Below are 13,083 nucleotides of genomic sequence, written 5' to 3'. Positions count from 1 at the left end.
CCGTCAACCGGGCGGGGGGCGCTGCGAGCGAAGTCCCGGGGAGGAACCGCGGCGCCTACTGGATAAAAACACTGTGATGAGTATACAACGAAGCGCCCGGCTGCGGCGCGGCGGGAACGGGCGGGCGTTGTCAGGCTGCGACGTTGATGGACACGAACCAGGGCGTGAAACGGCGCACGTTGATGGGCATCATGTCCCTGAGCGTGTCGAGCGCGGCGTCGGTGTCGTCCAGCGGGAAGTGGCCCGAGACGGGCAGGCCGCCGGCGGCCATGGACACGCGCAGCGTGCCGCTGCGATACGGGCGCAGCGCCGCGATCACTTCGGCCAGCGGGCGGCCGCGGGCCTCGACCCAGCCGGCTTCCCAGGCCGCCTCGGCCATGAGCTCGGCGCGCGGGGTATCCATGCGGGAGGCGTCGAAACGGGCGCCGGTGCCGGCGCGCACGGTGCCGTGGGCCCCGGACATGGTTTCGACCTCGACCTCGTGCTCGTGCACCACCACCAGCGTGCGCTGGGCCTGCTGCCGCACCATGTAGCGCGTGCCCAGGGCGCGCACCGTGCCCTGCGCCGTGTGCACGAGGAAGGGGCGGCGCGCGTCGGGCGCCACCGACACCGTGACGGCGCCGTCCAGCAGGTGCACCTGGCGGTAGGCGGGCGTGAAATCGAGATTGACCCGACTGCGCGCGTCCAGCAGCAGCTGGCTGCCGTCGGACAGCACGTAGCGGCGCCGTTCGCCGGTGGCGGTCGCGGCGTCGGCCGCGACATTGCCCAGCGGATAGAAGGCGTTGCCCACATAGGCCGCACAGGCGCCGGTGCCGGCGAGCGCAAGCGCGCCGGCCAGGAAACGGCGGCGCGGCGGCGCGATGGGAGCGGGGGGCGGCGCAAGCAGGGCCGGCGCGGCGGCCTGGCCGGCGCTGGCGTAGCCGGCCGGATAGGCGTCGCCGAGCCGGCCGAACGACGACCCTTCGAGCGTGCCCGTCAGTTGCTGCCAGGCAGTCTCGTGGGCCGGATCGGCCGCGCGCCAGGCCAGGAAATCGCTGTAGTCCTGCGCCGTCGCCTGGCCTGAGCGCAACAGCAGCAGCCAGTTGATGACCTGGTCCGCCATGGGTTGTCCTTGGGCGTACTTCACTTCATGTCCCGCATGAGGTCCCTGGGGTTCCGTTCGATGGCAATTTGTAAATAATAAAGGTTTTTTACCAAAGATTACCGGTAGCTTGTCAATTCTTGACGGGACTAATGCAAAAAAAGCCGGCGCTCGACCGGCTTTTTGTGGAGATGCCGGTCGATACCGCCGGTTTCAGCTCGCGCGGCGCCGCCCGAAGTCCCGCGGGCGGAAGCCAAACAGTAACAAGACGCCGAAATAGACCACGCCGCTGGCGGCCAGCACGCCGGCCAGCCAGGCCACGCGCAGCCAGGAATGGGCCTGTAGCGCGATCCAGTCGATGCGCCCGTCGGCGAACCACAGCAGCGCCGCCAGCGCGGCCAGCGCCGGCAGCAGCCGCAGGGCGAACGAGGTCCAGCCCGGGCCGGGCTGGTAGACGCCGCGGCGGCGCAGGCCGATCAGCAGGGCCAGCGCATTGAGGCAGGCGCCCAGACCGATGGCCAGCGCCAGGCCGGCGTGCGCCATCAGCGGCACCAGCGCCACGTTGAGCAGCTGCGTCACCACCAGCACGCCGATGGCGATCTTGACCGGGGTGCGGATGTCCTGCTTGGCGTAGAAGCCGGGAGCGAGGATCTTGACGGCCAGCAGGCCGATCAGGCCCGCCGAGTACGACACCACCGCCAGCCGGGTCTGGGCTACGTCCTCGGCCGCGAAGGCGCCGTAGTGGAACAGGGTGGCGACCAGGCCGTCGGACAGCAGCGCCAGGCCGACGGCGGCCGGCAGGCCCAGCAGCAGCACCAGGCGCAGGCCCCAGTCCAGCAGGCCGCTGTAGCCGTCGCGGTCGTCGCGCGCGTGGGCGGCCGACAGGCTGGGCAGCAGCACGGTGCCCAGCGCCACGCCGAGCAGGGCGGTGGGGAATTCCATCAGGCGGTCGGCGAACGACAGCCAGGTCACGCTGCCGGGCCGCAGCCAGGTGGCGATATTGGTGTTGATGAGCAGCGAGAGCTGGGCCACCGATACGCCCAGCGTGGCCGGCGCCATCTGCTTGAGGATGCGCTGCACGGTGGGATCGGCCCAGGCCTGGCGCAGCCGCAGCGAAAAACGCGGGGTCAGGCCCAGCCGCGCCAGCGCCACCCATTGCACCGCCAGCTGCGCCACGCCGCCTATCATCACGCCGACGGCCAGCGCGTAGATGGGCACGTCCGCGCGCGGCGCCAGCCACAGGCAGGCGGCGATCATGGACAGGTTCAGCAGCACCGGCGTGAAGGCCGGCACGGCGAAGCGGCGCCAGGCGTTGAGCACGCCCGAGGCGAAGGCCACCAGCGACATGCAGAAGATGTACGGGAACATCATCCGCGTCATCCAGACCGCGGCGCCGAACTCGGTGTCGCGGTCGGCGCCGCGCAGGCCGCTGGCCATGGCCGACACCACCCAGGGCGCGGCGATGATGCCGGCCAGCGTGATCAGCATCAGCGCCGCGGTCAGCAGCAGCGCGACGCGGTCGAGCAGGGCGCGGACTTCTTCGGGGCTGCGGTTGTTGCGCGCCGCGCCCAGGATGGGCACGAAGGCCTGCGCGAAAGCGCCCTCGGCGAACAGCCGGCGCAGCAGGTTGGGAATGCGGAAAGCGACCCAGAATGCGTCGGTAAGCGGGCCGGCGCCGAAGGCGCGCGCCACCAGGATGTCGCGGATCAGGCCGGAAATGCGCGACAGCAGCGTGAAGCTGCTGACCGTGGCCGCCGAACGGAACAGGCTCATGGGAAGCTGGGTAATGAAAAAGGGGCCGACTGGCCCCGCAAAACATGGATACTGGGGGAAAGCCGCCGTCTTCGCAAGAAAACGCGCCTTTCCCCGTGAAAGAAAGTCTCTTTATTTGGGAGGCATGCGGATGGCGCCGTCCAAACGGATGGTTTCGCCGTTGAGCATTTCGTTGGTGATGATGCTGTGGACCAGCTTGGCGTAGTCTTCCGGGCGGCCGAGGCGCGAAGGGAAGGGGATGCTGGCGGCCAGCGAATCCTGCACTTCCTGCGGCATGCCGAAAACCATGGGCGTGCCGAAGATGCCCGGGGCGATGGTCATGCAGCGGATGCCGGTGCGGGCCAGGTCGCGCGCGATCGGCAGGGTCATGCCGGCCACGCCGGCCTTGGAGGCGGCGTAGGCCGCCTGGCCGATCTGGCCGTCGAAGGCGGCGACCGAGGCCGTGTTGATGAGCACGCCGCGCTCGCCGGTGGGCTCGGGCTCGTTGGCGCTCATGGCCTCGGCGGCCAGGCGCATCATGTTGAAGCCGCCGATCAGGTTGATCGAGATGACTTTCTGGAACAGATCCAGCGGATGCGCGCCGTTCTTGCCCACGATCTTGGCGGCGGGCGCCACGCCGGCGCAGTTCACCAGGCCGAAGAGGGCGCCCAGTTCCTGGGCCGCGGCCACGGCCTTCTTGCCGTCGGCTTCCTGGGTGACGTCGCAGTGCACGTAGCGCTGGCCCAGTTCCTTGGCCAGGGCCTCGCCCGGCTGGTCCTGGACGTCGGCGATGACGACCTTGGCGCCGTTTTCCGCCAGCATGCGCACGGTGCCCGCGCCCAGTCCGGAAGCGCCACCCGTAACAATGAATACCTTGTTCGCGATTTCCATGTCTCTACCACCAGATCAATTCAAGGGATAAAAGCGGCGCGGCTCGCGCCGAACATAAAAACTGAAAGGCCCCCGGGCCGGGACCGGAACGCGTCGCGTCCGGCCGGCGCCGAGGGCCGTCTAGCCATCGAAACGCCGTATCAGCTCTTGACGGCCTCGAACAGGCGCGACTTGATTTCGTCGACCGCGCCGACGCCCGAGATCTTGCGGTACTTGGGCGCGCCGGCCGGGTCCTTCTGGGCCCAGGACGAGTAGTAGTCGACCAGCGGGCGGGTCTGCTCGCGGTACACCGACAGGCGGTTGCGCACGGTTTCCTCGCGGTCGTCGTCGCGCTGGATCAGCTCCTCGCCGGTGACGTCGTCGCGGCCTTCGACCTTGGGCGGGTTGAAGCGCACGTGGTAGCTGCGGCCGCTGGGCTGGTGCACGCGGCGTCCGCTCATGCGTTCGATGATGTCCTCTTCGGGGACTTCGATTTCCACCACGTAGTCCAGCTTGACGCCGGCGCTCTTGAGCGCGTCGGCCTGCGGGATGGTGCGGGGAAAGCCGTCGAACAGATAGCCGTTGGTGCAGTCGGGCTGCTTGAGGCGGTCCTGCACCAGGCCGATGATGATCTCGTCGGAGACCAGGCCGCCGGCGTCCATGACCTTCTTGGCTTCGATCCCCAGCGGCGTGCCCGCCTTCACCGCCGCGCGCAGCATGTCGCCGGTGGAGATCTGGGGAATGCCGAAGTGCTGGGTGAGAAACGCGGCCTGGGTGCCTTTCCCGGCGCCGGGAGGTCCGAGCAAGATGAGACGCATGAGTGCTCCTGAATGGGGTTTATTTTTTGTGATCCGGGGAATTATGCCGCAATGCAGCAGCCGCTGCGGGGCCGCGCCATAGGAAATAACCCTAGGTTTGGCTGGCGTAAACCTGGCGCACGCGCTCCAGGTCGGCCGGGGTATCTACGCCGGCCGCAGGAGGGTGGGACGCCCGATGGACGACAATGACGTGGCCGTGCTCCATGGCGCGCAGCTGTTCCAGCGCTTCGAAACGCTCCAGCGCGCCCTGCGGCAGCGCCGGGTAGCGGCGCAGGAAAGAAACGCGGTAGGCATAAAGGCCGATGTGATGCCAGGCAGGCAGGCCCTGGGCCAGCACGCGCTCGCCGCCGGCCAGGGCGTCTCGGGCCCACGGAATGGGCGCGCGCGAGAAATACAGGGCGCGGTCGTCCGCGCCGCAGACCAGTTTCACCACGTTGGGGTTGAACAGCGCTTCGGCGTCGGCCAGGGGGCAGGCGCAGGTGGCGATGTCGGCCTGCGGGCTGGCCTGCAGCTTGGCGGCCACGGCGTCGATGAGCGTGGGTTCGATCAGCGGCTCGTCGCCCTGGACGTTGACCACGATGGCGTCGTCGGCCAGGCCGAGCTGCTCCACCGCCTCGGCCAGCCGGTCGGTGCCGGTGGGGTGGTCGGCGCGGGTCATCAGCGCCTGCAGCCCGTGGGCCTGCGCGGCCTGCATGACGCGGGCGTCATCGGTGGCGACGTAGACGCGCTCGGCGCCGGACCGGGCGGCGCGTTCGGCCGTGCGCACCACCATGGGCTTGCCGGCGATGTCGGCCAGCGGCTTGTCGGGCAGGCGGGTAGAGGCGGTGCGCGCCGGGATGAGGGCGATGAAGCTCATGCTGCCGGGGCGTCGTCGAGCGCGCGGGCTTCCGATTCCAGCATGACGGGAATGCCGTCGCGCACGGGGAAGGCCAGGCGATCGGCGCGGCAGACCAGTTCGGCCTGCTGCCGGTCGTGTTCGAGGCGGCCCTTGCACAAGGGGCAGACGAGGATGTCGAGAAGGCGGGATTCCATGACCGGAATTCTAAAGCAGTTTGCCGCCGGCCGGACCCGCTCCTGAAGGGTGGCCGGCCCGCAGGGCCTGCGCCAGCCAGTCGAAGAGCTGCGGGTCGGAAAAGCCGGCCTGCACCGGCACTTCCCACAGGCGCGGATCGCCCAGGGCGGCGCATTTGATCGCGTCCTTGGACGTGACCAGGATGGCGTCGGCCGCCAGCGCGCGAAACGGCGATTCGGCGTAGTCGTGATGGTCGGGCAGGGCCAGGGTGGCCTGCGGCGCGACGCCGGCGGCGCGCAGCGTGGCGAAAAAGCGTTCCGGGTTGCCGATGCCAGCGGCGGCCGCGATGCGCGGCTGGCCGGCGAAAGACGCCAGCGGGCGCGTGGCGCCGCCTTCGATCTGGCGCGCCGCGCCCGGCTCCAGCCACATGCTGACCTGGCGCGGACGGCCGCCCGGCGCGCCGGAAGCGGCTTTTGCAACGCCGACGTTGGTCACCACGGCGTCGACTTCCCGCAGGCGGCTGGCGGGTTCGCGCAGGGGGCCGGCCGGCAGCAGCCGGCCATTGCCCACGCCGCGCTCGTCCTGCACCACGATTTCGATGTCGCGGGCCAGCGCCAGATGCTGCAGGCCGTCGTCGGACACGATCACGTCCACTTCGGGATGGGCCTGCAGCAGGGCCTGGGCGGCCAGCGCGCGTTTGGGATGGACCGATACCGGCGCGCCGGTGGCGCGCGCGATCAGCGCCGGCTCGTCGCCATAGCGGTCGGCCTCCAGCGCGCCGGTCCCGACCCGCGGCTGCGGGCCGACCTTGACGCCATAGCCGCGGCTGACGACGCCCGGCGTGTAGCCGCGCGCCCGCAGGCCTTCCACGGTGGCGATGACCATCGGCGTCTTGCCGGTGCCGCCGACGTAGACGTTGCCGATCACCACCACCGGAACGGGGGCGCGGTAGGCGGGAAGCCGGCCTTGCCGGTAGCGGCTGCGCTTGCGCGCCACCGCCCAGGCCGTCAGGGCGGACAGCGGGCGCAGCAGCGTGGAGAGCCAGCCGCCGTGCTGCCATTGGCGAGCCAGCAGCGTGGAGGCGCGCTTGGCGGTCACCGGGCGGTCTGCGCGGCGAAGTTGACGCGGCCGATGCCGGCCAGGCGGGCGGCTTCCATGACGTTGATCACGGACTGGTGGGTGGCCTGGGCGTCGGCGTTGATGACGACCAGCGGCTCGGTCTTGCCGGCCGCGGCCTGGCGCAGGGCGTCGGCGATCTCGGGCGGCGTGGAGACGTCGATGAGCGTGCCGTTGAGCGCGTAGCGCCCGTCCTGGCTGATGGCGACCTCCAGGGCCGGCGGCGTGTCCTGTTCCATCGAGGCCTGCGGCAGCGTCACCTTGAGCTGGGTGAAGCGCGCGAACGAGGTGGTCGCGGCGAGGAAGATCAGGATGACCAGCAGGACGTCGATGAGCGGGATCAGGTTGATGTCCAGCTCGTCGCGCTCGTCCCGGGAGCCGCGGAAATTCATGGACGGCCCTCGCGGGCGGGGGCGTGGTGCGAGACGGCGCGCACCAGGCGCGAGGCGGCCTGCTCCATGGCGTGCAGGTAGCCGTCCACGCGGCCGCGCAGGTAGCGGTGCGCGATCATGGCGGGAATGGCGATGAGGATGCCGAAGCCGGTGTTGTACAGCGCGATCGAGATGCCGCGCGCCAGCTGGGCGGGGTCGCCGCCGCCGGGGGTGTAGGAGCCGAAGATCTCGATCATGCCGACCACGGTGCCGAACAGGCCCATCAGCGGCGCGATGACGGCGATGGTGCCGATGGCGGAGATGTAGCGGCTGAGGTCATGGGCGACGGCGCGGCCGGCGTCCTCGACCACGTTGCGCAGCTCTTCGCGGGGCAGGTGGCGGTGGCGCATGACTTCGGCCAGCACGCGGCCCAGCGGGGAATTGCGTTCCAGGCGGTTGATGGATTCGGGGGTGTCCTGGCGGTTGCGCAGCATTTCCGCGACCTGTTCGGTCAGGCCGCGCGGCATGACCAGCCCGCGGCGCAGCGAGAGGAAGCGCTCGAAGATCAGCGCCAAGCCCAGGACCGATGTCGCCAGCAGGGGCCAGATGGGCCAGCCGGCCTCGCGCAAGATGGAAAGCAAAGCGTTCAACTCCCGGGGAGCGCCGGATGCGCGCGCAGGCCGCGCGCCGGCAACTGATCAAGCCGAAACTGTAACGGGGCGGCCCGGGCGTGGCAAGTCGGAACGATCCCGAAGCTATCCACAGATCTTGTGGATAATTCTGTGTAAAACTNATTTATCCGGCGCCGGTGCAGGGCGCCGACGCCGCGGGCCGGCTGGCGGCCCAGCTGCGGCTGGCCAACCAGCGCGCCGAAGTGGACACGCTGCTGCTGGTGCGCGGCGGCGGCAGCATCGAGGATCTTTGGAGCTTCAACGACGAAGCCCTGGCCCGGCTGGTGGCCGCCAGCGAAATCCCGGTGATCTGCGGGGTCGGGCACGAAACCGATTTCACCATCGCGGACTTCGTGGCCGACGTGCGCGCGCCCACGCCGACGGCGGCCGCCGAGCTGGCCTGCGTGCCGCGTTCCGAACTCATGGGCCGCGTCATGCACGCGGCGCAGGCGCTGGCGCGGGGCCAGCAGCGCCGGCTCGAACGCGCCGCCCAGCGGCTGGACCGCGCAGCCGCGCAACTGGTGTCGCCGGCCCAGCGGCTGGAGCACCAGCGCGAACGGCTCAACAGCCTGCGCTTCAGGCTGGCCACGGCCTGGGCCGGGCCGCAGGGGCGGCGCGCGGCGCGGGTCGACCTGCTGAAGCAGCGGCTGGCGCATCGCGCGCCGGACACGGGCCGCGCCGCCGACCGACTGGGCGGCGCGCTGCGCAGGCTGGGCCAGGCGCAGGCGCGGCTGCTGGCGCAGCGCCGCGACCGGCTGGCCGCGGCCACGGCGCAACTGCGCGCGCTCGATCCCGGCAACACGCTGGCGCGCGGCTACGCCATCGCGCGCGACGCGCNGACCCGCTCCTGAAGGGTGGCCGGCCCGCAGGGCCTGCGCCAGCCAGTCGAAGAGCTGCGGGTCGGAAAAGCCGGCCTGCACCGGCACTTCCCACAGGCGCGGATCGCCCAGGGCGGCGCATTTGATCGCGTCCTTGGACGTGACCAGGATGGCGTCGGCCGCCAGCGCGCGAAACGGCGATTCGGCGTAGTCGTGATGGTCGGGCAGGGCCAGGGTGGCCTGCGGCGCGACGCCGGCGGCGCGCAGCGTGGCGAAAAAGCGTTCCGGGTTGCCGATGCCAGCGGCGGCCGCGATGCGCGGCTGGCCGGCGAAAGACGCCAGCGGGCGCGTGGCGCCGCCTTCGATCTGGCGCGCCGCGCCCGGCTCCAGCCACATGCTGACCTGGCGCGGACGGCCGCCCGGCGCGCCGGAAGCGGCTTTTGCAACGCCGACGTTGGTCACCACGGCGTCGACTTCCCGCAGGCGGCTGGCGGGTTCGCGCAGGGGGCCGGCCGGCAGCAGCCGGCCATTGCCCACGCCGCGCTCGTCCTGCACCACGATTTCGATGTCGCGGGCCAGCGCCAGATGCTGCAGGCCGTCGTCGGACACGATCACGTCCACTTCGGGATGGGCCTGCAGCAGGGCCTGGGCGGCCAGCGCGCGTTTGGGATGGACCGATACCGGCGCGCCGGTGGCGCGCGCGATCAGCGCCGGCTCGTCGCCATAGCGGTCGGCCTCCAGCGCGCCGGTCCCGACCCGCGGCTGCGGGCCGACCTTGACGCCATAGCCGCGGCTGACGACGCCCGGCGTGTAGCCGCGCGCCCGCAGGCCTTCCACGGTGGCGATGACCATCGGCGTCTTGCCGGTGCCGCCGACGTAGACGTTGCCGATCACCACCACCGGAACGGGGGCGCGGTAGGCGGGAAGCCGGCCTTGCCGGTAGCGGCTGCGCTTGCGCGCCACCGCCCAGGCCGTCAGGGCGGACAGCGGGCGCAGCAGCGTGGAGAGCCAGCCGCCGTGCTGCCATTGGCGAGCCAGCAGCGTGGAGGCGCGCTTGGCGGTCACCGGGCGGTCTGCGCGGCGAAGTTGACGCGGCCGATGCCGGCCAGGCGGGCGGCTTCCATGACGTTGATCACGGACTGGTGGGTGGCCTGGGCGTCGGCGTTGATGACGACCAGCGGCTCGGTCTTGCCGGCCGCGGCCTGGCGCAGGGCGTCGGCGATCTCGGGCGGCGTGGAGACGTCGATGAGCGTGCCGTTGAGCGCGTAGCGCCCGTCCTGGCTGATGGCGACCTCCAGGGCCGGCGGCGTGTCCTGTTCCATCGAGGCCTGCGGCAGCGTCACCTTGAGCTGGGTGAAGCGCGCGAACGAGGTGGTCGCGGCGAGGAAGATCAGGATGACCAGCAGGACGTCGATGAGCGGGATCAGGTTGATGTCCAGCTCGTCGCGCTCGTCCCGGGAGCCGCGGAAATTCATGGACGGCCCTCGCGGGCGGGGGCGTGGTGCGAGACGGCGCGCACCAGGCGCGAGGCGGCCTGCTCCATGGCGTGCAGGTAGCCGTCCACGCGGCCGCGCAGGTAGCGGTGCGCGATCATGGCGGGAATGGCGATGAGGATGCCGAAGCCGGTGTTGTACAGCGCGATCGAGATGCCGCGCGCCAGCTGGGCGGGGTCGCCGCCGCCGGGGGTGTAGGAGCCGAAGATCTCGATCATGCCGACCACGGTGCCGAACAGGCCCATCAGCGGCGCGATGACGGCGATGGTGCCGATGGCGGAGATGTAGCGGCTGAGGTCATGGGCGACGGCGCGGCCGGCGTCCTCGACCACGTTGCGCAGCTCTTCGCGGGGCAGGTGGCGGTGGCGCATGACTTCGGCCAGCACGCGGCCCAGCGGGGAATTGCGTTCCAGGCGGTTGATGGATTCGGGGGTGTCCTGGCGGTTGCGCAGCATTTCCGCGACCTGTTCGGTCAGGCCGCGCGGCATGACCAGCCCGCGGCGCAGCGAGAGGAAGCGCTCGAAGATCAGCGCCAAGCCCAGGACCGATGTCGCCAGCAGGGGCCAGATGGGCCAGCCGGCCTCGCGCAAGATGGAAAGCAAAGCGTTCAACTCCCGGGGAGCGCCGGATGCGCGCGCAGGCCGCGCGCCGGCAACTGATCAAGCCGAAACTGTAACGGGGCGGCCCGGGCGTGGCAAGTCGGAACGATCCCGAAGCTATCCACAGATCTTGTGGATAATTCTGTGTAAAACTTCGCCGGAAGGCTTGCGCACGCAGGGTTTGCACTTGTTTGCTTCAATTGCGAGCAGCTGTTTTTTCAAAAAAAGCATATACAAATCAGTTAGTTGCTACGATTTTGCTGGCTGTCAGGCCGATTGCGGCAAACAAGCGGGGACAAGGTATGATGGCGCCCCGCTACGCGTGCCCTGTGGACAGGTTATGCATCGGAAAGCCCCATGACAATTGAATTTGCAGTCACAAACAACGCATTTACGCGGGATATCCTGACGGTTGGCCAGTTGAACCAAGCCGTGGGGCAGTTGTTGGAGCGCAGCATCCCGGCGTTGTGGGTGCGCGGGGAGATTTCCAACTTCACGGCCGCGGCTTCCGGGCACTGGTACTTCACCTTGAAGGACAACCGGGCCGCGGTGCGCGCCGTGATGTTCCGCAGCCGCGCCAGCGCGGTGGGTTTCGTGCCGCGCGCCGGGGACCAGGTCGAGATCCGCGCCCGCGTCTCGCTGTACGAGCCCCGCGGCGACTACCAGCTGCAGGCCGACGCCATGCGCCGCGCCGGCGTCGGCAATCTGTACGAAGCCTTTCTGCGCCTGAAAGAGCAGCTGGCCGGCGAGGGCCTGTTCGACCCCGCCCGCAAGCGCGAGCCCGTCCGGCTGCCGCGCGCCATCGGCGTGATCACTTCGCTGCACGCGGCGGCCCTGCGCGACGTGCTGTCGGCGCTGGCGCGGCGCGCGCCGCAGGTGCCCGTGATCATTTATCCGGCGCCGGTGCAGGGCGCCGACGCCGCGGGCCGGCTGGCGGCCCAGCTGCGGCTGGCCAACCAGCGCGCCGAAGTGGACACGCTGCTGCTGGTGCGCGGCGGCGGCAGCATCGAGGATCTTTGGAGCTTCAACGACGAAGCCCTGGCCCGGCTGGTGGCCGCCAGCGAAATCCCGGTGATCTGCGGGGTCGGGCACGAAACCGATTTCACCATCGCGGACTTCGTGGCCGACGTGCGCGCGCCCACGCCGACGGCGGCCGCCGAGCTGGCCTGCGTGCCGCGTTCCGAACTCATGGGCCGCGTCATGCACGCGGCGCAGGCGCTGGCGCGGGGCCAGCAGCGCCGGCTCGAACGCGCCGCCCAGCGGCTGGACCGCGCAGCCGCGCAACTGGTGTCGCCGGCCCAGCGGCTGGAGCACCAGCGCGAACGGCTCAACAGCCTGCGCTTCAGGCTGGCCACGGCCTGGGCCGGGCCGCAGGGGCGGCGCGCGGCGCGGGTCGACCTGCTGAAGCAGCGGCTGGCGCATCGCGCGCCGGACACGGGCCGCGCCGCCGACCGACTGGGCGGCGCGCTGCGCAGGCTGGGCCAGGCGCAGGCGCGGCTGCTGGCGCAGCGCCGCGACCGGCTGGCCGCGGCCACGGCGCAACTGCGCGCGCTCGATCCCGGCAACACGCTGGCGCGCGGCTACGCCATCGCGCGCGACGCGCACGGCCGCATCGTGCGCGACGCGGCGTCGCTGGCCGCGGGGCAGGCGCTGGACCTCAGCTTCGCGCAGGGCGGCGCAAACGTCGAAGTCAAGCAGACGCGCGCCACGCGCGAGGCTTCCTGAGTCCGCGCGACGGACACGTTTGTTAACCCCGCGCCTGCACGGGGTTAACGCGGTATCCTCAGGAGTTGCCGATACAATTGAACGGCTTGATCGTGCATTCAACAGAAGGAACTTTCACATGGCACATACTCTTCCCCCCCTGCCTTACGAACTGGACGCGCTGGCTCCGCACATCTCCAAGGAAACGCTGGAGTTCCACTATGGCAAGCATCATCAGACCTACGTCACGAACCTGAACAACCTGATCCCCGGCACCGAATTCGAATCGCTGTCGCTGGAAGACATCGTCAAGAAGTCCTCGGGCGGCATCTTCAACAACGCGGCCCAGGTCTGGAACCACACGTTCTACTGGAACAGCCTGGCTCCCAAGGCCGGCGGCGCGCCCACCGGCAAGCTGGCCGACGCCATCAACGCCAAGTGGGGCAGCTTCGACGCGTTCAAGGAAGCGTTCAACAAGTCGGCCGCCGGCAACTTCGGTTCGGGCTGGACCTGGCTGGTCAAGAAGGCCGACGGCACGGTCGACATCGTCAACACCAGCAACGCCGCCACCCCGCTGACCACGGCCGACAAGCCGCTGCTGACCTGTGATGTGTGGGAACACGCCTACTACATCGACTACCGCAACGCCCGTCCCAAGTACCTGGAGAACTTCTGGGCCCTGGCGAACTGGGAATTCGCGGCCAAGAACTTCGCCTGAGCCCTGGCTTCAGGCTGACGGGCCGGCTGGCGCCGCGCCCCGCAAAAACCCTTCGCTTGC

At 70.2% G+C, this 13,083-nt stretch carries 13 protein-coding genes and 2 pseudogenes; 3 read left to right on the top strand and 12 right to left on the bottom strand.

Annotation, left to right across the window (positions count from 1 at the left end; all coding sequences use genetic code 11):
* Nucleotides 1–130: 130 nt before the first annotated feature.
* The 9 genes from C1I89_RS07650 to C1I89_RS07610 form a co-directional block, all read right to left on the bottom strand.
* Nucleotides 131–1,102, bottom strand: a complete 972-nt coding sequence (locus C1I89_RS07650) for a FecR domain-containing protein (RefSeq protein ID WP_102772184.1) — start codon at nt 1,100–1,102, stop codon at nt 131–133.
* 192 nt (nt 1,103–1,294) lie between these two features.
* Nucleotides 1,295–2,854 (bottom strand): murein biosynthesis integral membrane protein MurJ, encoded by a 1,560-nt coding sequence (gene murJ / locus C1I89_RS07645; RefSeq protein ID WP_102772183.1) that lies wholly within the window; start codon nt 2,852–2,854, stop codon nt 1,295–1,297.
* A 111-nt stretch (nt 2,855–2,965) separates the two neighbouring features.
* Nucleotides 2,966–3,724: a 3-hydroxyacyl-CoA dehydrogenase gene (locus C1I89_RS07640; protein WP_102772182.1), complete on the bottom strand. Its 759-nt coding sequence runs from the start codon at nt 3,722–3,724 to the stop codon at nt 2,966–2,968.
* Nucleotides 3,725–3,864: 140 nt separating this feature from the next.
* Nucleotides 3,865–4,521 (bottom strand): adenylate kinase, encoded by a 657-nt coding sequence (gene adk / locus C1I89_RS07635; protein WP_102772181.1) that lies wholly within the window; start codon nt 4,519–4,521, stop codon nt 3,865–3,867.
* 91 nt (nt 4,522–4,612) lie between these two features.
* A complete protein-coding gene (gene kdsB, locus C1I89_RS07630; protein WP_102772180.1) occupies nt 4,613–5,377 on the bottom strand; it encodes a 3-deoxy-manno-octulosonate cytidylyltransferase in 765 nt (254 codons plus the stop codon).
* Nucleotides 5,374–5,553, bottom strand: coding sequence for a Trm112 family protein (locus tag C1I89_RS07625; RefSeq protein ID WP_102772179.1), 180 nt, complete (start codon nt 5,551–5,553; stop codon nt 5,374–5,376). Before C1I89_RS07625 ends, kdsB begins: the two co-directional genes overlap by 4 nt.
* 10 nt (nt 5,554–5,563) lie before the next feature.
* Nucleotides 5,564–6,631 carry a tetraacyldisaccharide 4'-kinase gene (lpxK, locus tag C1I89_RS07620; protein ID WP_102772178.1) on the bottom strand — a complete coding sequence of 356 codons (1,068 nt, stop codon included), beginning with the start codon at nt 6,629–6,631 and terminating at the stop codon, nt 5,564–5,566.
* Nucleotides 6,628–7,041 carry an ExbD/TolR family protein gene (locus tag C1I89_RS07615; RefSeq protein ID WP_102772177.1) on the bottom strand — a complete coding sequence of 138 codons (414 nt, stop codon included), beginning with the start codon at nt 7,039–7,041 and terminating at the stop codon, nt 6,628–6,630. Before C1I89_RS07615 ends, lpxK (C1I89_RS07620) begins: the two co-directional genes overlap by 4 nt.
* Entirely contained in the window at nt 7,038–7,661 is a 624-nt protein-coding gene (locus C1I89_RS07610) for a MotA/TolQ/ExbB proton channel family protein (protein WP_102772176.1), read from the bottom strand. The genes C1I89_RS07615 and C1I89_RS07610 overlap by 4 nt, the downstream gene beginning before the upstream one ends.
* 152 nt (nt 7,662–7,813) lie before the next feature.
* Here C1I89_RS07610 and xseA (C1I89_RS07605) point away from each other — a divergent pair.
* A pseudogene (xseA, locus tag C1I89_RS07605) lies at nt 7,814–8,527 on the top strand (exodeoxyribonuclease VII large subunit); the annotation flags it as partial.
* A 15-nt stretch (nt 8,528–8,542) separates the two neighbouring features.
* Here the strand turns inward: xseA (C1I89_RS07605) and lpxK (C1I89_RS07600) are convergent.
* The 3 genes and pseudogenes from lpxK (C1I89_RS07600) to C1I89_RS07590 all read right to left on the bottom strand — a co-directional run.
* Nucleotides 8,543–9,574, bottom strand: a pseudogene (gene lpxK, locus C1I89_RS07600) (tetraacyldisaccharide 4'-kinase); the annotation flags it as partial.
* Entirely contained in the window at nt 9,571–9,984 is a 414-nt protein-coding gene (locus tag C1I89_RS07595) for an ExbD/TolR family protein (protein WP_102772177.1), read from the bottom strand. The gene C1I89_RS07595 and the pseudogene lpxK (C1I89_RS07600), both read right to left, overlap by 4 nt.
* Nucleotides 9,981–10,604 (bottom strand): MotA/TolQ/ExbB proton channel family protein, encoded by a 624-nt coding sequence (locus tag C1I89_RS07590; RefSeq protein ID WP_102772176.1) that lies wholly within the window; start codon nt 10,602–10,604, stop codon nt 9,981–9,983. Before C1I89_RS07590 ends, C1I89_RS07595 begins: the two co-directional genes overlap by 4 nt.
* A gap of 354 nt (nt 10,605–10,958) precedes the next feature.
* On the opposite strand from C1I89_RS07590, the gene xseA (C1I89_RS07585) reads away from it, so the two are divergent.
* Both xseA (C1I89_RS07585) and sodB read left to right on the top strand, forming a co-directional pair.
* On the top strand, nt 10,959–12,326 hold the full coding sequence (gene xseA / locus C1I89_RS07585; RefSeq protein WP_102772175.1) for an exodeoxyribonuclease VII large subunit: 1,368 nt from the start codon (nt 10,959–10,961) through the stop codon (nt 12,324–12,326).
* 118 nt (nt 12,327–12,444) lie between these two features.
* The gene (sodB, locus tag C1I89_RS07580) at nt 12,445–13,023 is read left to right on the top strand and encodes a superoxide dismutase [Fe] (RefSeq protein WP_102772174.1); all 579 of its coding nucleotides are present in this window, start codon (nt 12,445–12,447) and stop codon (nt 13,021–13,023) included.
* Nucleotides 13,024–13,083: the final 60 nt, after the last annotated feature.

The sequence above is a fragment of the Achromobacter pulmonis genome (assembly GCF_002885955.2).
Taxonomy (GTDB): Bacteria; Pseudomonadota; Gammaproteobacteria; order Burkholderiales; family Burkholderiaceae_B; genus Achromobacter; species Achromobacter pulmonis_A.
This window is presented reverse-complemented; position numbering and strand designations above follow the sequence as displayed.